This window comes from Gramella jeungdoensis (assembly GCF_023805255.1).
Taxonomy (GTDB): domain Bacteria; phylum Bacteroidota; class Bacteroidia; order Flavobacteriales; family Flavobacteriaceae; genus Christiangramia; species Christiangramia jeungdoensis.
The window spans coordinates 1-18,433 of record NZ_JAMSCK010000009.1 but is presented as its reverse complement, the minus strand read 5'-3'; the positions used below and the strand labels follow the sequence as shown (position 1 = coordinate 18,433).

The 18,433-nt window shown below is 38.0% G+C and carries 16 protein-coding genes; 6 read left to right on the top strand and 10 right to left on the bottom strand.

Going from position 1 to position 18,433, the window contains the following annotated elements; genetic code table 11:
• Positions 1–32: 32 nt before the first annotated feature.
• From NE848_RS16870 to NE848_RS16845, 6 genes are all read right to left on the bottom strand, one after another.
• Positions 33–428, bottom strand: a complete 396-nt coding sequence (locus NE848_RS16870) for a response regulator (RefSeq protein ID WP_252115787.1) — start codon at positions 426–428, stop codon at positions 33–35.
• Positions 415–3,492, bottom strand: a complete 3,078-nt coding sequence (locus tag NE848_RS16865; protein ID WP_252115786.1) for a PAS domain-containing protein — start codon at positions 3,490–3,492, stop codon at positions 415–417. Before NE848_RS16865 ends, NE848_RS16870 begins: the two co-directional genes overlap by 14 nt.
• A gap of 123 nt (positions 3,493–3,615) precedes the next feature.
• Positions 3,616–4,038, bottom strand: a complete 423-nt coding sequence (locus NE848_RS16860) for a response regulator (RefSeq protein WP_252115785.1) — start codon at positions 4,036–4,038, stop codon at positions 3,616–3,618.
• A 235-nt stretch (positions 4,039–4,273) separates the two neighbouring features.
• A complete protein-coding gene (locus NE848_RS16855; RefSeq protein ID WP_252115784.1) occupies positions 4,274–5,191 on the bottom strand; it encodes an alpha/beta fold hydrolase in 918 nt (305 codons plus the stop codon).
• A 112-nt stretch (positions 5,192–5,303) separates the two neighbouring features.
• Positions 5,304–7,679, bottom strand: a complete 2,376-nt coding sequence (locus tag NE848_RS16850) for an alpha-L-rhamnosidase-related protein (RefSeq protein ID WP_252115783.1) — start codon at positions 7,677–7,679, stop codon at positions 5,304–5,306.
• A gap of 59 nt (positions 7,680–7,738) precedes the next feature.
• Positions 7,739–8,584, bottom strand: a complete 846-nt coding sequence (locus NE848_RS16845) for a GNAT family N-acetyltransferase (RefSeq protein ID WP_252115782.1) — start codon at positions 8,582–8,584, stop codon at positions 7,739–7,741.
• A 96-nt stretch (positions 8,585–8,680) separates the two neighbouring features.
• Here NE848_RS16845 and NE848_RS16840 point away from each other — a divergent pair, with 96 nt between their 5' ends.
• Positions 8,681–9,685, top strand: coding sequence for an alpha/beta hydrolase (locus NE848_RS16840; protein ID WP_252115781.1), 1,005 nt, complete (start codon positions 8,681–8,683; stop codon positions 9,683–9,685).
• Between the two features lie 9 nt (positions 9,686–9,694).
• On the opposite strand, the gene NE848_RS16835 is transcribed toward NE848_RS16840, so the two are convergent.
• On the bottom strand, positions 9,695–10,297 hold the full coding sequence (locus tag NE848_RS16835; RefSeq protein ID WP_252115780.1) for a hypothetical protein: 603 nt from the start codon (positions 10,295–10,297) through the stop codon (positions 9,695–9,697).
• 177 nt (positions 10,298–10,474) lie between these two features.
• On the opposite strand from NE848_RS16835, the gene pyrR reads away from it, so the two are divergent.
• From pyrR to NE848_RS16810, 5 genes are all read left to right on the top strand, one after another.
• Positions 10,475–11,014 carry a bifunctional pyr operon transcriptional regulator/uracil phosphoribosyltransferase PyrR gene (gene pyrR / locus NE848_RS16830; RefSeq protein WP_252115779.1) on the top strand — a complete coding sequence of 180 codons (540 nt, stop codon included), beginning with the start codon at positions 10,475–10,477 and terminating at the stop codon, positions 11,012–11,014.
• A gap of 7 nt (positions 11,015–11,021) precedes the next feature.
• Positions 11,022–11,954 (top strand): aspartate carbamoyltransferase catalytic subunit, encoded by a 933-nt coding sequence (locus NE848_RS16825; RefSeq protein WP_252115778.1) that lies wholly within the window; start codon positions 11,022–11,024, stop codon positions 11,952–11,954.
• A 56-nt stretch (positions 11,955–12,010) separates the two neighbouring features.
• Complete coding sequence (locus NE848_RS16820) at positions 12,011–12,343, top strand: ribonuclease Z (protein ID WP_252115777.1); 333 nt, start codon at positions 12,011–12,013, stop codon at positions 12,341–12,343.
• A 43-nt stretch (positions 12,344–12,386) separates the two neighbouring features.
• The gene (locus tag NE848_RS16815; protein WP_252115776.1) at positions 12,387–13,295 is read left to right on the top strand and encodes a ribonuclease Z; all 909 of its coding nucleotides are present in this window, start codon (positions 12,387–12,389) and stop codon (positions 13,293–13,295) included.
• A gap of 217 nt (positions 13,296–13,512) precedes the next feature.
• On the top strand, positions 13,513–13,977 hold the full coding sequence (locus NE848_RS16810) for a CAP domain-containing protein (protein ID WP_252115775.1): 465 nt from the start codon (positions 13,513–13,515) through the stop codon (positions 13,975–13,977).
• A gap of 117 nt (positions 13,978–14,094) precedes the next feature.
• Here the strand turns inward: NE848_RS16810 and NE848_RS16805 are convergent, their stop codons facing one another.
• The 3 genes from NE848_RS16805 to NE848_RS16795 all read right to left on the bottom strand — a co-directional run.
• A complete protein-coding gene (locus tag NE848_RS16805) occupies positions 14,095–15,579 on the bottom strand; it encodes a S41 family peptidase (protein ID WP_252115774.1) in 1,485 nt (494 codons plus the stop codon).
• A 531-nt stretch (positions 15,580–16,110) separates the two neighbouring features.
• Positions 16,111–17,973, bottom strand: a complete 1,863-nt coding sequence (locus NE848_RS16800; protein WP_252115773.1) for an OmpA family protein — start codon at positions 17,971–17,973, stop codon at positions 16,111–16,113.
• Between the two features lie 17 nt (positions 17,974–17,990).
• Positions 17,991–18,433: PorP/SprF family type IX secretion system membrane protein (locus NE848_RS16795; protein WP_252115772.1), on the bottom strand; the 443-nt coding region annotated here is incomplete at its 5' end.

The following is an 18,433-nucleotide window of genomic DNA, read 5'->3' as shown; positions in this document are numbered from 1 at the left end:
AGGTTTTTTTATTGAATTAACGTAATATTATTTTAGAATTCGTTCATTAATTTCTCACGGAGGTTGTTACTATTTATAGGTTTAATCAAATAATTATTGACGTTGCTATAAGATTTTGCCTTTTCCATATCGAATGGATCCAACGAGGACGTTACAATATAAATGGTAATGTTTTTTTCGCAAGGAATTTTAATGAATTCATCTAAAAAATCCCATCCGTTCATTACCGGCATATTTATATCTAAAAGTATAAAGTCCGGTAGTTTTTGCTTTGAAGATATTATCGGTTTTAAACTGTTCAGCGCTTCCGCACCATTGGGAAATACCATGAAACTATTACATATATTTCCCAATTCCATTATTTTCTTTGCCCCAAACACGAAAACGGGGTCGTCATCAATAATGCAGGCTAAATCAATTTTTTTCATATTTAAGATATATTTTAAAGGTTGTCCCTTTATTTAGTTCGCTTTCTACTTCTATTTTCCCGCCCATAGCTTCAATCTGGTTTTTAGTAATAAACAGTCCAATTCCCCTGGCATCTTCATTAGAATGGAATGTTTTGTACATTCCGAAAAGTTTCCTTCTGTGCTTTTTTAGGTCAATACCAAGGCCATTATCTTCAATTTCAATAATTACATACTTGTCTATTGTTGAAGTTGTTATTTTTACAAAACTTTGTTTGTTAGGTGACCTGTATTTAATGGCGTTGGAAATAAAATTCAAAATAATGCTATCCAAATAAGCCGGGATCCCCAGTACATTTGTTTCTTTAGGGACTTTATTTATAATCTGCACATCTTTTTTTTCTGCAAGAGCGGTAAGATTTTCAACCGCGTTGTCAACATATTTTCTAAGCTTTAAAGAGGTTAGACTCTCCTTTACCGAGATATTCATTAGAACCACTTCACTTAAATGTGAAATTGTCTCTTTTAGATTTGCACTTGCTTTATTTAAATGAATCATCATCTCATCTCCTTCAAGACCTTGATTTTCTTCAAGGAACAGGTTAAGGAGCATTTCTATGTTTCCTGCGTGTGATCTAAGGTTATGGGATACAATATGAGCAAAGTTCTTTAATCGTTCATTCTGGCTTTGGGTGATCTTTAGAATTGATTTTATTTCCTTTTCAACTCTTTTTAACTCACTAATATCTGTTCCAACTCCCAAATATCCTACTATCTTACCATTATCCCTGATGGCGGTAATGGTTAGTTGTACAGGGAATTTAGAGCCATCTTTTTTAATAAGCGTCCATTCACGAGAAAACTGGTCACTTTTTACAAGCTCTTTAAAGATATCGAAGCCTTGAAATATTTGCCCGGAATTTTCGGCCAGTTCGGTTGCGACTTCCATAACCTCTTCTTTAACATGGAATAATGAAGGGTTTTGCTTCCCTACCATTTCTTCTTTAGTATACCCCAGCAAGTTTTCAGCGCCTGTATTATAAAAAGTAATAAGGCCTTCAGTATCAGTGCCTACTATCAAGGTACCTGTACTGGCTCCAAGAATAGCTTCAAACCTTGCAATAGTGTTCCTTAAATTATTTTCAGCCTTCTTCTGTTTTGAGATATCAATGACCTGTGTAACCGAATACAAAGGCTGTTGCTTTTCATCGTTTAGTATAGATACTGAAATATAAACAGGAACATAATTGCCATTCTTATGCAGAAGCCTTTTTTCTTCATTATAATATTTAATTTTACCTTCAACAATCTCCATAAAAAGCCTGAGATTATCTTCCCTTTCTTCAGGATGAGAGATTTCGGTAAAATGAAGCTTTTCAAGTTCCTCTGCGGTTAATCCCAGTATTTCCAGGAACCTGTCGTTATATCGTGCCCAATTACCCTGCATGTCTAACATGACCATTCCGGTACCGGCATAATCAAAAGTATGACGAAAGACGGTTTCGCTATACCTTAATTTTTCTTCTTTCCTTTTTAACTCTGTAATGTCGTGCATGGCGATCACGGCACCTTTAACATTATTCTCATCATCTTTTAACTGGGAACCACTCACCTTTACACTTTTTGATGGAGCATTTTTGGGGCGGATTACAATTTCCTCATTCTTAATCTTGCCATATTTAAGCATCTCGATTAGAGGAATCTCGTTAACTTCTAAAGGTGTTTCCCCATCTGATTTATACAAGCCATAATAATCAGAAAACTGAGAAGGCGAAATATCCATTGCGGGCAATCCATGCCACTCCCTTGTTGCTTTGTTAAAAAGGGTAAGTTTACCCTCGCTGTCACAGGATACAACGCCTACATTGATATTTTTTAAGATAGTTTCGAGGAAATTCTGCTTTTCCCTGGCTGTATTCTCAAGACGTTTTATATGGCTGATATTAGCGGTATGCATAATAATCCCACCTACCTCATTTTCGTCATTATACCAGGGCCTTACTTCCCAGTTGATCCATATTTCACTTCCATCTTCCCTAACGAAGTGGTCATCTTCTCTTTTAATTATTTCTCCTTTTAGGCATCGTTGATGGATTGCTTTCCATTCTTCACCTATTTCAGGAAATACCTCATAATGATTCTTTCCTATTACATCCAGGTGCTCAATATTATAGTCCTCAAGCCATCTATTTGATACGGCTATATAATTGAGCTGCTTATCGAACATTGCAATGGCACTCGGAGCATGTTTTATAAAGGATCTTTTTAAAAGAAGTCTTTCCTTCATTTCATTGATCTCTTCATGAAAGCCGGTCATCCATTCTGGTTTTCCTTCTTCTGTCCAGGTAACTACCTTACCTTTATCTTCTATCCAGATCCAGTCTCCATTTTTGTGTTTCATACGGCATTCGCACTCGTAGAAATCAGTTTTTCCTTCTAAATGTTCCTTTAACAGGCGGTCACATTCCTTGCTGTCATCAGGGTGGGATAGTTTTTTCCAGAGATCGGCCGAGATAGGTTTCAGCTCATCAAGTGTGTAGCCCAGAACATGAGCCCACTGGGGGTGGAATATGGTTTCTCCGGTTTGAATGTTCCATTCCCAAAGTCCAATATTAGTACCTTCAATTATATGTTTGTACCTCTCTACCTGTTGTTCAAGTTTAATGGGTTTTGTTTTTTCTATAACTTTTAATGCTCCCAATAATTTAATGGGTGCTCCTTCTTCATCTTTTAAAATTTTGCAATGGGCTTCTATCGCCATTCTGCTACCAGAGGAATTTTTAAAATTTAATTCAGATTCAAATTCATCAGTGTTTTGTTCCTGGCATTCTCCTAATTTAAACTTTAGATTCTCAAGATCTTCGTGGAAGACAGGTCTTTTATCAATAAGTGCAGAATTGGGGTGTTTGGAATTATAGCCAAGCGTTTTACATAGTTTTTGATCTACCCAAAATCCATTAGGATCTTCTATATCGTACAAAAACAGACCATCTATGGCTTTTTCCTGAATAAAATGAAACAGGGCAATATCATTACAGATATATTCATAAAGTTCATTTTGGGGCGTATTTTTCAATAATCTCATTCAGTCCTTAATTTTATGAGGTAAGGATATAATTTTATTTAAAAAGTAGGGAAAAGATATAATTATATTATGGCAAATCTAATGCTATTTTGAATAATATAATTTAATTAAAATATTGGTGGTTTAGGCGGAGGAGACGATCCAGTAATTATGAGGTGTATTTTCAATGATATTTTTCAGTTCATTTCTGGACATGGGCTTTGTGATATAACCTGATAGATCGTTCATTTCTCGTGCCTTGTGAATATCTTCAGGGTTCGCAGAAGATGATACTATGTAAATGGAAATATCCTTATCTATTTTATATTTCAGCTGGTCATAAAAGTCCAGGAACTGCCATCCATCCATGATGGGCATATTTATGTCAAGTAAAATTATATCGGGAATATGGCAGGTTTTACAATCTTTTTTTAATCCGTTTATGGCTTCCTGACCATCGGTATAAGTTATAACTTCAATGTTTTGGTCTAAAGCTTTGATGCTTCTTTTGACCATAAACTGAAAAATATCATCATCATCTACCACATATAAAATTTTGGATCCCATAATTCACCAAGTTAAGTTTAGAAATTGAAATCTTTTAAAAATTTCATTTCCGGTAATAAATCTACGTAGGGGTAGGGTATACTTGAACCATAAATTTAACTGAAAACCAATAAAAAACTTCAAATAAAATCATAAATCATGTTAAATAGATGCTATTAATCATTTAAAACTGGCTTTTTATTCAATTAATTATTTTGTTTAGGAAGAATATTAATTGATTGGAATTCCCGATATTTTATTGAATAAAGAAATTATACTTCTTATTGAAATTTAAGATAGCCTTCTCAAGGTCATTAGTATTTTCCAGAAACGGAACATGGCCAACCTCGCTTTTCCATAGTAGCATATTAGGAAAGGTCACATTTTTATAATGGTCAGGGCCTACCATCCAATCTGTAGTTCCATAAAAGAATAATACGGGTATGTCGACCGATTTTGTCATTTCAAAATAGCTTTTCCAGTATTCATCATAAGCCAGGGCGGCATTTCCGAGATCATAGTTCCAGTTCTCAATTTCTTCCCACGTGGCATTCATAATTGCTTCATTCTCCTTTTCTGAATATGCCATTTTCCAGAATAAATCTTTCTCTCTTAGTTGAGATCCAAGCATTCCCATTCTTTCCATCATAGGAAGGCTGTCCTGCTCACAACCTGAATATTCCTTGCCAAGGAATTCTGATGCTTTGGGAGCCCAGCTTTTACAGAAACTATCCTTTAGGGATAAAGTACAGTTGATCATCATCATTCCTTTTTGAGCCTTGGGAAATTTTTCGGCATATCCCATTTGTAATATTCCACCAAAAGAATGTCCTAGCGTTAGCCAATCATTAAAACCCAGTGCTTTACGGACCTCCTCGAAATCAAGAGCCATTCTTTCAAGACTGTAATCATTATTGGCAGCACTTCCCGACCTTCCAACACCTCTTTGATCCAGGTAGATCATCGTGAAATTCTCTTCCATAAAATCACCAAAGAATTTTTCAAACCAGTAACTTCCTGAGCCCGGTCCGCCATGAATATAAAGGCAGGGAGTTCCTTTCCCTTCAATTTTCACATAAAGTTCAACTCCGTCTGAAGTGGTGATCCTTTTTTCTTCCGATTTGGCAGAAAATCCCGCAGTGATAAAAAGCAATACTAGAAATAGATTTTTCATTTTTTTAGAATAAGTATTTCCTGTATTGACGTTTCAAAAGATTTTTTGTTACTGCCAAGAGTAACAATTTTAATCTCAATACATCATTTTAAGTAACATATTCTGAAAAATCTTAGTTCAATTCCTGTATTGTAAAGATAGGAGAGGAGGAAAACACTCTGACTTTATTCTCTGAAGCCTTTACTGCTCCGCCAGTAACATCATAGTTCTTTTCTGGTAATATCACCTCAATTTCCCAATCCGTTTTATCCTGATGAATTTCTAAATTTAACTTCCCGTCTGTGATTTTATGATAGACAGAGATCTGATTATCTCCGATTTTCACATTTTCCAGGGAGGCATGATCCCATTCAGAAGGGAATTGAGGTTTTATAGTGATCTTTTTATCGATGGCCATTGGTTGAATTCCGAAGAACTGCTTTACTATAGGAACTGCAAAACCATAGATATTCCATGCCTGGGTGATCATCCCATAATCTGGTGATACTTCATACATGCTGCCTGGAAATGCAAAGCTGAAAGATTGCGTCATCCTTTTAAGATAATCCAGGGCTTTATCAGGATTCCCATAATTGTTTTCTGCCACAGCCTGGACTCCCGTAGGTAAGGTCATTACTGCTCCGGTATAGGAAAAAACTTCACTGCCTTTAAATGAAACCTCATCGGTTCCCGCAGTCTCATCACGATCTATCCCTGTAACAAAAACCCCAAAAGGATTCGTATAGTTTTCAGCAGTTTTAAGGGCGATCTTTGCCTTTTCAGGATCGGCTATGTTCATTTCCATTGGAGTATTCACAACCCAGTTATGATGAAGTACAAAAGGTCTTGAGGTTTTTGAAGGATTCTCTTCGATGTATTTTCTTGTTCTTTTAAGTTCCTTTACCGACCATGGTTTGTTGAGTGTGTCGGCACGAACTATGGCATCATCTATTAGTCTTAGGGCCTGCTTATCAGTGCCAATAAAGTCAGCATATGAACCAAAATCTTCAGACCAGAATTCATTATTGATCTTTTCTTTAAGTTTATTTGCCTTGCTTTTATATTCCATGCTAAGTGAATTCTTTCCCAGTTCCTTAGCTATTCCTGAGGCATCGTCAAAGCCTTTTTGTGTATAAGCAGCCACATCTATCATCTCACTGTCCAGGCCATGGATTTCCATCATCCCAAAGCCATCGGGAAAAAGGTTATTATCAGAGTCATTTTCCTCCAGAAGCCACTGTAATCCCTTCTGAATAGTAGGAAAATAGTCTTGCAAAAATTCCCTGTCACCTGTCCATTTATATACCTCCCAGATGAGTGATGCAAATTGTGGTGTCTCGTTGATGTTCCCTTTATTGAAAACAGCACCATTGGTAGACATCTCATGGATAATTCGTCCGTTCCCGTTCACCGCTTCAGAAACACTGTCTAGCAGCCTGATGGTTTTATAAACCGGTTCCATTTGGCCAATTGCCAGGTATCCTTTGAGCGCATATTCACTATCAACGCCAAACCACCATGGATAATCGGGAATACCAGCCGTAATGCCGGTGCCTATCTCAGGAACTTCCTGCACCAGCCAGGCAGAATTGTATTTTAACCATTCAAAGGTTTGCTGTAATTTTTTATCAGGTACTGTAAGTTTAGTTTGTTTTGCGATCTCTTCATATTTTTCCCTCTTCGTAATGATCTCCTTTTCCAGATTTTCCTGAATATACCTAAGGTCTTTCAGGCTTTCTGAAACGGAATTAAAGGATCCGGCAAGGAAGAAGGTAATATTTTCAGATTCTCCTGGAGCAATGGAGATTTTGTAAGTAAGAAGAGTACCCTTTCCAAGACCTTTATAACTGGATGATGCGATTTGATAACTATCTGACTTGCGGTCGGCTTTATAAACTGCACTCCAGGGATTAATACTGTCCTTTATGATCCAGTAATCGTGGTTCTCATTATAGGCAGACCGATCTGGAGAATCTATCATATTGGTTCTTTCTCCCAGCCAGGTAGGGCGAAGGTCGGAAAAGGATTTGAAATTGAATTCAAAATCCTGTGTTTGAGAGCCATTGTTCTTAAATACGAATTGAATTGCGAAGCTTTGTTCCTGATCAGGAACGAACTGCCATCTTTCAATTTCGATATTCTTACCTGAAATATTGAAATCGTGCTTGCTGGCAATAGGGTAATTAACAAAAGAGGTAGCTTTGTTTAGAGTTATGGTATCCTGTTCAAAAACTGTTTCAGCTTCAAAACCATCAAAAAGCTTAATTGGGTGATTCCAAACTCCGCCCATTTCACCTTTGATATGCCAGCCTATCTCAGGAAAACTTCCATCCTGGTGCCCAACAATATAAATTCTGTTCCCCGCAGTGACGAATGGAGAGTCAAGGTAATCTTCTTTACCTTCTATAAACGGGGTTTCTACAAGTAGATCTGAAATTCTGGGCTGCTGCTGCTGCGCAAAACAGTTTGCCACAAGAAATAAAATAAGCAGAGTCGATAATGCTTTCATAGTAACTTTTCCATGGGTTTAGAGTTAAAGCTACTTAAATTCCGCTAAACTTCTTTCAGTTATAATTTCATTATCATTTCATATTGCGATAAGAAGGCTTTTAACCCGATGGATTTTAAAAAACTGATCGTATCAAAAGCTCTGGAATCAATATTAATTATAGAAATGTCGTGTTTCAGGCTTTTCTGCAATTCCTGAAAAAGAAGCGTTCCAACTCCCTGCTTACGATACTTGTCTTTAACCGCGAACTGTGAGACCCTTGCCGTTTCAGGATTATAAGTAATGAAGGCAACGGGTTCTTCATTTTTTTCGGCGGTGATTATGTTTAAATCATTCCTGGAGCGCTCAATGGCTTCAAAAGAATTTTGCCAGGAAGGATCCCAGTCAAAAAAACTTTTATAAATATGAGAATTTATGGAATCCGGTTCGTTGAGGGAGAAAGACTCCAGAAGTGGAATGGGTTCTTTAGTTACAGATCCTTTAAAGCAAAGGAGTTCCCTGGTTCTTTCATAACCAATTTTTTCATAAATCTTAATTGCGGGACCATTGTAAGTAATCACTTCCAGCAGACATTGAGCAGTTTGAGCTTCTTTGAGAATCGGAAGTATAAAATCATATAACCTGCCTGTGATTTGTTTCCCCCTTTCAGAAGGTATTACGCCCGTACCAGCATTATAGGCTGTAGGAAGTCCCTTAAATGAACCTTTACCATGAAGAATAAAACCAACCAGCCTTCCATTTTCAAAGGCTCCCGCCGAAATATCCAGATTAACCCCATCATTCTTCATTTTTTTTGCCAGCTGTTCTTCAGTGAGCTGAAGTGGAACCAGGTAGTCTGAAAAAGCAAGATTAAAAGCTTCTGCCAGTTCACTAATAGAAATATTTTTCAGGTCTTTAATTTCCATTTAGTTATTTTGAGTTAAGATCAATGAGTTTAGGATTGGGCAAATAAAGAAAATTTTATATTCATAATTCTCATTTCATTTGGCTATCATTGAAAAATGAAAAAGCGTTACTGGTTTATACTTTTACTTTTTGCGGCAATCATCATAGGATATTTCTCAGGTCCTGTCCCTCAGGAACCTGATTATTCAGAGAAATTGCCTGATCTGCCATCAGACCTAAAGAAACTGGAATCATATATAAAACAAAAGGAAGATTCCCTTCCGGTAAGAGAAGATAATGAGGCTCGCATAATTTGGGCTAAGGAAGAAGCTAAGGTTACAGAATATAGCCTTGTATACCTTCATGGTTTTGCGGGAAGTTACAGAGATGGTTTCCCTGTTAATAGAAAGATAGCCGACACCCTGAATGCCAATCTTTTCCTTTCCCGATGGGCCGGCCATGGCCTGAAACCTCCCGCATCATTGAATAAATTCTCTGGAGAGAATGCCTGGGTATCTGCAAAAGAGGCTTTAATGATCGGCGAGAAACTGGGGAATAAGGTAATTATTATGAGCACATCTACCGGTGGGACCCTGGCTTTAAAACTGGCCGCTACCTATCCCGAAAAGGTTCATGCACTGATAAATCTTTCGCCTAACCTTGAGGATGATGTTCCAGGCACCTTTGTGCTTAACTCACCATGGGGATATGAAATAGCTAACATTATTTCATTTGGAGAGAAAAAGAAAATTGAGCATGAGCAGGAAATAGCGAAACATTACTGGGATACGATCTATCCGTCACGGGCTTTGGTGGATCTTCAGGTGCTGGTAGAAAGCACTATGATTCCCAAGACCTATAAAAAAGTTCAATGCCCGGTTTTAACCCTCTATTATAAAAAGAATATTTTTCAGAAGGATGACCATGTAGAGGTGGGTGTATATTCAGAGGCCCATAAGTTATTTTCCACTCCAGACTCGCTTAATGTTCTAAAAGCATTAAAAACCCCGGGAACTCATTTTATTGGCAGTGATATCAAGTCGAAGGATATTAATATAGTTGAAAAGGAAATAACAGACTTTTTAAGGAATAGAATGAAAATAGACCTGGATTCAATATAAAATTCAGGTTTAGAGTTTTCCCATATTGAGAAACTCAGCATAGCCCATACTGTTTTTTCCATTAAGGGTTGAATTCCCAAGGATTTTCTCAACCAACTCAGGACCTACTTCTATTTCTTTTTCTCCAAACCATTCGAGGCCGAAAGTGTACCAGGTGGTATTGTTCAATTTTATCCGGGTGTATTCTAGCTGGCAACCATAAGGAATCTGGTCTTCAATTTTCACCAAATGTTTTATGCCATTGGATCCTTCCATTAGTTTGCATCCCATTCGTTCTTTTTGTACCTCCAGCCAGTCATATTCTTTGGCCTGAATTATCTTGTGGCTCAAAACATCATCTTTTTCGGTTGAAAAACTCCATTTGGTGTAGCGTTCAAAATAGCCATGAGCCTTAGCTGAAAGTTTCCCTTTTTCAGGTTTTGCTAAAAGGTGCTTGATCTCTATGTTACCTTCTCTTAATTTAATACCGATGTCTTTCTTTCCTGGGAGAGGTAAATAAAAATCTGTTCTCGGCTCTGTGTTTTCAAACGTAATTCCCCTTCCGGCAAACCAGCTGCTTATCTCTTTATCTTCTTTTTTACCGAACCATCTTATTTCTTTGCTATTAAACATGACAGGGAAATTTCAAATTATGGAAATCAATATGTTATGATAAAAATAACCGATAACAACTAAAATTAGTAAAATCGTGAATTTTCATTTCCTAAAATTCGATCAATTTTGATCTGGCAATTGCTGCTATCTTATTCAAAAAAAACCTTACTTTTGTTGCAATCCACAAATAGTCTTATGAGCCGGAAAGTACTATTAGACTCTAACCAACTCAATATTATTCTACATCGTTTGGCTTGTCAATTAGTAGAAAAACACAACGATTTTAAGGATACTGTACTTGTAGGCATTCAGCCCAGAGGTATCTATGTGGCAAGTCGTATTGAAAAGATTCTTAAAGAAGAATACGGTTTGAATGATATTAAGAGCGGACAGCTGGACATTACCTTTTACAGGGATGATTTCAGAAGAGGAGAGAAGCCTCTTGAGGCGAATAAGACGAAAATAGATTTCATCGTGGAAGATAAGCGGGTGGTTTTTATAGATGATGTTTTGTATACCGGCCGTAGCATTCGGGCGGCTTTAACAGCCATTCAGTCTTTTGGCCGACCCCGGGAGATCGAACTTTTAAGTTTGATAGACCGAAGGTTTAGCAGGCATTTGCCAATTCAGCCAGATTATAACGGGAGACAGGTAGATGCGATTAATGAAGAAAAAGTGAAGGTAAGCTGGAAAGAGAACGATGGGGAAGATGCGGTTTACCTTATTTTAAAATAGATAAAAAATGAGCAGCGAATTAAGTGTGAATCACTTACTGGGAATCAAATATCTGAAACGTGAAGATATTGATCTTATCTTCAAAACAGCCGATCATTTTAAAGAAGTAATTAATCGCCCCATCAAAAAAGTTCCTTCCCTCAGGGACATCACAATTGCTAATCTTTTCTTTGAGAACAGCACCCGAACAAGGCTTTCCTTTGAACTTGCTGAGAAACGTCTCAGTGCAGATGTCATTAACTTTTCCGCGGCTTCATCTTCAGTTAAGAAAGGGGAGACACTTATAGATACGGTTAATAATATACTCTCCATGAAGGTGGATATGGTGGTAATGCGCCATCCTAACCCAGGCGCGGGTATATTTCTATCTAAGCATGTGAAGGCAAGTATCATTAATGCGGGTGATGGAGCACACGAGCATCCCACCCAGGCCCTTCTGGATTCCTATTCCATACGTGAGAAACTTGGAGAAGTGAAAGGAAAGAAAGTGGTGATCGTGGGGGATATTCTACATAGCAGGGTAGCCCTTTCCAATATTTTTGCACTTAAACTTCAGGGAGCTGAAGTGAAGGTGTGCGGCCCCAAAACATTGCTTCCAAAGTATATAGAATCCCTGGGAGTAGAGGTAGAGACCAATTTAAAAAAGGCTCTGGAATGGTGTGATGTGGCAAACATGCTCAGGGTTCAAAATGAAAGGATGGACATTAGTTATTTCCCGAGTACCCGTGAATATATAAAACAGTTCGGGCTAAATAAAAAACTACTGGAAAGCCTGGATAAGGAGATCGTTATCATGCACCCTGGGCCTATTAACAGGGGAGTAGAGATCACCAGCGATGTGGCCGATTCCGAACACGCGATAATTCTGGACCAGGTGCAGAATGGAGTTGCCATTCGAATGGCTGCGATCTATCTTTTGGCCTCGAAGATTAAACAGTAAAGCTTTCTAAATAGAAATCAGTTTTTGTTAACTTTAAGCAGAAATAGATATTTACTATGAAAACTGAAAAAAAAGAAAATTTTCTTCTTATTGAGAATGATGCCGAATCTTTAACCGACTTTTCTTCGGAACTTACGAAGCATCATGAGGATATTAAGAATGAAAATGTCGTGGTTAACCTTTTAGACCATAAGGATATTGAAGCCGACAATCTTTTAGCTTTCCTGGAAATATCGAATTTTCACAGAAATCAGAACAAAAGCTTTGTTATTGTAAATGACGTGGTAGGAATTGATGAACTACCCGATGAACTTGTTGTAGTCCCTACTCTGCAGGAGGCTGAAGATATGATTCAGATGGATGAAATCCAGCGAGATCTTGGATTCTAAAACTTAGAGAGTAATTCTCCCTTAACAGAAAAATACAGTTTTAATGAAAGTTACCATTCTGGGTTGTTACGCTGCCACACCTCGCAGCTTTACAAACCCTACTTCACAGGTACTGGAAGTAAACAACCACCTTTTTCTAATAGATTGCGGGGAAGGCACACAGGTTCAGCTACGGAAGAACAGGATCAAATTTTCCAGGATAAAGCATATTTTCATTTCCCATTTACATGGAGACCATTTTTATGGACTGGTAGGACTTGTCTCGACCTTTCGTCTCCTTAATCGTGAAAAAGAGTTACATATTTATGGTCCCAAGGGAATAAAGGAAATTATTACTCTCCAGCTAAAACTTGCCAATTCCTGGACTAACTACCCCCTTATTTTTCATGAACTTACTTCCAGGGAGCCTCAACTTTTGTTTGAGGATACAAAAGTTAGTGTAAGTACCATTCCCCTGAAGCACCGGGTATATACAAACGGCTTTTTATTCAGGGAGAAGGAGGGAGATCGAAAACTTCTTATCAACGAGGCCTTAAAGTATAATATTGATGTCACCTTATACAGGAGTCTTAAAAAGGGTAAGGACGTAGTCTCTGAAGACGGTAAGCTTATTTCAAATCATCTGGTGACTGCCGATCCACCACCTCCAAAATCCTACGCTTTCTGTAGCGATACTGTTTATGATGAAGAAATAGTTCCTTTTGTTAAAAATGTGACAGCTCTTTACCACGAATCAACTTTCCTTGAAGAAGAAGTGGATCTCGCATTTCCTACCAAGCATTCCACCGCAAGACAGGCAGCGACCATTGCAAAACTGGCAAAGGTCAAAAAACTAATTCTCGGGCATTATTCTACCAGATATGACGATATAGAGCTATTCAGGACCGAAGCCGAAAGTATTTTTCCAGAAATCATTTTGGCCGACGATGGTAAAGAAATAATCGTTGAATAGCACAATTTCTCTTTCTCTCATTTAAGCATTTAATCGATTGAAAATGAATTAAATGACTGTAAATTCCTACAGAAAGTGTTAAAACTTCTTCAAATTTAGACTTTTATTAAGGTTTGAGCGTATTTAGTCGATAAAATATGTACATTTATCCCCTCTGAATCTAACAAATGAATCGATGAAGAAAATTACGTTAACAGGATTTATGTTAATTTTTTGTATGATGTTTCTTACATCATGTTCAAAAGATAATATTGAGGATGAGGTTACAGCTTACAATCAGGTTGTAACAAATAAAGCTGAATATACTTATAGTGCTATAGAAGTTGAGATCCTTGAAGATCTGAATATATATAGAAAAGCTTTAGGCTTATCTGAATTAAAACCTCTTGCTGAACTTTCTGTTGAGTCTGAAGATCACAATGAATATATGATCCAGAAGGGAGTGGTGAGCCATGAGAATTTCTCTCAAAGAGCTTCTTACCTTATGAATGAAGTAGGAGCGCAGACGGTTAGTGAAAATGTGGCTTTTGGCTACAGGACTGCAGACGCTGTGATCAATGCGTGGCTTAAGAGTAAGGGACATAAAGATAATATTGAGGCCGATCATACTCACTTTGGAATCTCTGTTAGACAAGATGCCGATGGAAAAAACTATTTTACAAACATATTTATAAAGAAATAAACCGCAAGTTTTGTTTTCCCCCCAAATCTAAAAAAGGGTTCAGGCTAGAGGCTGGCCCTTTTTTTATGCCTTAAATAAAGAGCCCCGGTAATATTACCGGGGCTCTTTATTTGAATCTTATTGATTCCTGTTAAGTATTGGGGGTATTTCTTCTATGTACATTCGCTGAAAATCAGGTTCGTTCATTCCACTTTCACCTATTTTCCTGTACTTTCGTGCTGTCTTGTAGGCAGACTCATCCTGTTTTACCTGCGCACGTCCAAAGATATCATTTATAGCAATTTGTAGTAAAGGTTCAGTAGGCTCTCCTAAAGTCCCTAAATTGCCAAGATTTTCTCTATACTGTATATCTGGAGCCAGACCGTTAGTATAATCTGATTTCCCATGTGCGTTTATCGATTTAAATACCAATGGCTGAATAGCATAGGTATGCTTATCATTTATATTTTTCTTTGAGAAATCCGGACTGTCATAAAGTGTCACCGAAGCCTGGAATTTACCGGTAGTAGTTTCTCCCACCTGTACCACATCGATATAAGGTGCTAATCCGTTTATTACCAGTTCGCTTGCAGAGGCTGTGGTATTTGAGGTAAGAATATATACTTTATTTAGGTTAAGGTGGTTGATCGCTGCTCCTGTCCTGATTTTGGAGTCAAAACGGTTTATCAGTCTTTCAGGATCGGTCGATTCAAAATGTTCCTGGTATTTCTTATTCCATTGCTCTTTCATAAATACCTCACCTTCATACTGGCCGGTGATCATACTGGCAAGATCTACTGCAGATTCTACTGAACCACCACCATTGTACCTCAGGTCTAAAATAAGTTCAGAAATTCCATCAGCCTTAAACTTTCCGAAAGCGGTATTGAGTTCATCATCAAAATCTCCAATAAAGCTGTTATACATAAGGTATCCGATCTTCTGGTTCTCTATATTCAAAGTTTTAGCGATATAAACCGGATTTGAAGTGTAAGGATCATCTGTTAGCGTAACGGTTTGATCTGTCATTTGAAGACTTCCGTCTACTATTCGGCCTATATTGATACTAAATGAATCGTCATCTAGCAAGCGCTGGTAATTGCTAATAGTCAATTTTTGGCCATTCACTTCGGTAAATACAGTACCTCTTTTAAGTCCGGCTTCCTCTGCTGAAGTTCCCGGAAGGATATACTGAAGGAATCCAAAGACATTGTTGGTTCCCTCTATTCTGCCCAGGCCATATTTCATCCCGGTACTTCCGCTTATTCCCTGGAACCTGTTTTCCAGGCTTTCATAATCGTCTGTAATAAAACTAAACCTGTCCTCACTATAGGTTAGGGTATTGAAAAGTTCTTCAGGTGAACTGAAATTCTCCAGGTAGCTGTACTTTTGGTCTTCAGTGGAAAAATAATCATCAGCAAGTTCAGGAACCTCGGCCTTATAGAGATAGATCTCGTTCATTCCTTTATATATAAAATCTTCAATTTCGAGGTTCTCATTATTGCTCGACTGGGTGTGTTCTTCGGTAGATCCAGAAACATTATTATGTAGGTCTGTTTCTTCTTTTTCACAAGAGGAAAAAAGGCTACCGAGAACCCCCAGTATCATTATAATCTTCTTCATGTCAATATTTAAGATTTGGGGATTAATATCTTTTAATTCTATTATTATTCAGTTTCTTATAACTATTGATTATAATTCATCAATTATGCCAAAATATTTATACGGTTCTTAAAATGTTAAGACCTAAAAGGGATTAACATAATGGAATTATAAAATATCCATGACTATTAAATCTTGTCGATCATTTAAGAACAATTAAGAATTACCCCCTGGTTTTAAAATTTCTTTAAATAAAAAAATCCCTCCGGATGTGGAGGGACTCATTTCTTCTTTGGTAATTATTTTTTAATTGAAAAAGGTTCAGGCTAGAGGCTGAACCTTTTTCTTTTAATCGATTTGTTGGGGTCGATTTAATTCTAGTAATCTTTCTGATAACCCAGTTACCGATTACCTACACTAAAATGTTGGGGAACACTAATTTTATAGAAAGAGGTCACCTGAAAACTCTTTGTGGTTCTGGAAAACCAGAATCATTTTCGGGGGGACAAAAAGTTTTTCAGAAAACCTCTTTCCTTCAGGTTAGTTAGATCTTTATTTCATTTTTACTACTTTGAACATAGATCTTCTATTGAGTTGGTGTTCTTTCTCGGTGCAACGATCACAGTCTATCGCCGGTTTGGTTTCTCCATAACCTTTATATTCAACGATTCTTTCAGGAGCGATCCCTTTAGAGATCAGATAATCATAAGTTGATTTTGCCCGTCTCTCGGCCAGTTTTTCATTATAAGCGTTTGTTCCCCTTCGGTCTGTATGAGAGCCTATCTCGATTACCAGGTCCGGATACTCATTCTTCATAAGGTCCACAAGCTTATCGAGTTCTTTGGCGGCATCGGGACGAATGTTCGATTTATCAAAATCAAAATAAATGTTATCTATTTCAGCCAGGTACTCCACATCTTTTACCGGGTCAAGCTGGATGTCATAGACTAATTCATCCTTATCATCGGTATTACTGGTATTAACCTCTCCTTCAAAAGTTTCATACTCTATTTCCTTGGCTTCAACCGGTAAGGTTTTATCCCTGTCTACCTCGGTCTTGTAATTTCCGTCTGAATCGGTTTCAAGGAAAGCGATCTGCTGGTTGTTCTCATCCATGATCCTCACGGTAGCCTGTGGGATTGGATTACCATTTACAGCATCGGTTACCTGACCTTTAAGGATAAGCGGATTTAATTTGTTGAAAACATAAATATCATCACTTGCGCCACCCCTGTTGGTGGAGATATAACCTTCTCTGGAATCAGCTACCTGGAAATAAGCAAAATCATCCATGCTACTGTTCACCGGTTCTCCTACATTTTCTACCTCTCCATTATCAGTTAGTCTGAAGATATCGAATAAACCCAGTCCTGCATGGCCGTTAGAGGAGAAGTAAAGCGTCCCGTCGGTATCCATAAAAGGGAAACTTTCATCAAACTCTGTATTCACCGGTTCTCCAAGATTCTCAGGGCTTCCAAAACTTCCATTTTCTTCGATACTTACCTTGTAGATATCGGTTCCTCCCATGCCATTAGGCATATCTGATGTAAAATAGAGTGTTTTTCCATCAGGCGATAGGGTAGGATGGCCTACAGAATATTCATTGCTGTTAAATGGCAATTCCTGCACATTGGTCCATTGGTTACCAGCTTTGGTAGCCGAATATAATTTAAGATGGTTGGTCTTTTCCTTATCCCTTTTACCTTCTTTATTGTTGATGTAATTGTTCCGGGTAAAATACATGGTATTACCATCGGGGCTGATCACTGCAGGCCCGTCATGCAATTTGGTATTGATTTCACCGGCAACCGGAGTGACATCCCCAGAGTTCTTATCCATTACATAGATATCAAGGAAAGGTTCTCCATTCCAGCTGTAGGTCTTCTCTTTTACATCCACCCCCAGCGCTCTTGCAGACACGAAATATACCTTGTCATCTTTTACAAAGACCCCAAAATCACTTACCTCTGAATTAAAATCTGAAGCTTGCAGCTTGTAAGTAGCCTTGCTTTTGAACTCGTTCTTTTCGATCATGGTTTCCACTTCATCAGAGCGGTTACCGCTCTCGAGGTATTTTTTCAACCATGTCCTGGATTCATCATAGCGCTTCACACCACGCAATGCCTGGGCATATTTGTAATAATACTCCGGAGAGATGGTGGAATCTTCAATAACATCCCCATAATAGTGTACGGCGTTTTCCGGACTCCTAAGCATCATATAGGCATCTCCCAGCTTTTTGCTATTGTAGGTGACATTATAATCCTTTTCAATAAGCTCTTTATAAACTTCGGTGGCTTCCAGATAGGCAAAATCGTGATAAAGCCTATCCGCCTTTTTTTGTTTTCCACTCTGTGCCTGCATGCTGATGGAGCAGGTGAGAAGTATCAGGAATAAAAAGTAACTATTTTTCATAATAAACAGGCTTTAGATTAGAAGAAACGGGGTGATTTATACCTGGTGTTTTTAAATCTGAATTCATATATCAACAGGATCTCATGGGAGCCTGAGGTATAAGGTCTGATGTCGGAGATGGGATATTCATAGGCATACCCGGCACGAAACCCGTCAAATAACTGGACATCCAGGAACCCTCCCACGGCATCATCAACACGATAGGTGGCTCCCAGGTAGAACTTTTCATTAAAGATGGCTGCCGCCGTAAAATCTACTGAAAGCGGCGCTCCATTTGTGGCTTTTAATAAAGTGGTTGGCCTAAGCTTTACATTATCGCTTAGATCGAATACATAACCACCGGTTAAATAATAATGAACCTGCTCAAGAGCCAAATATTCACTGAATTCATTATTGTCATTGTTGATCAGTTTAGGAGCAGAACCTCCTATGTACCAATTCTGGGACGACAAATAAAAAC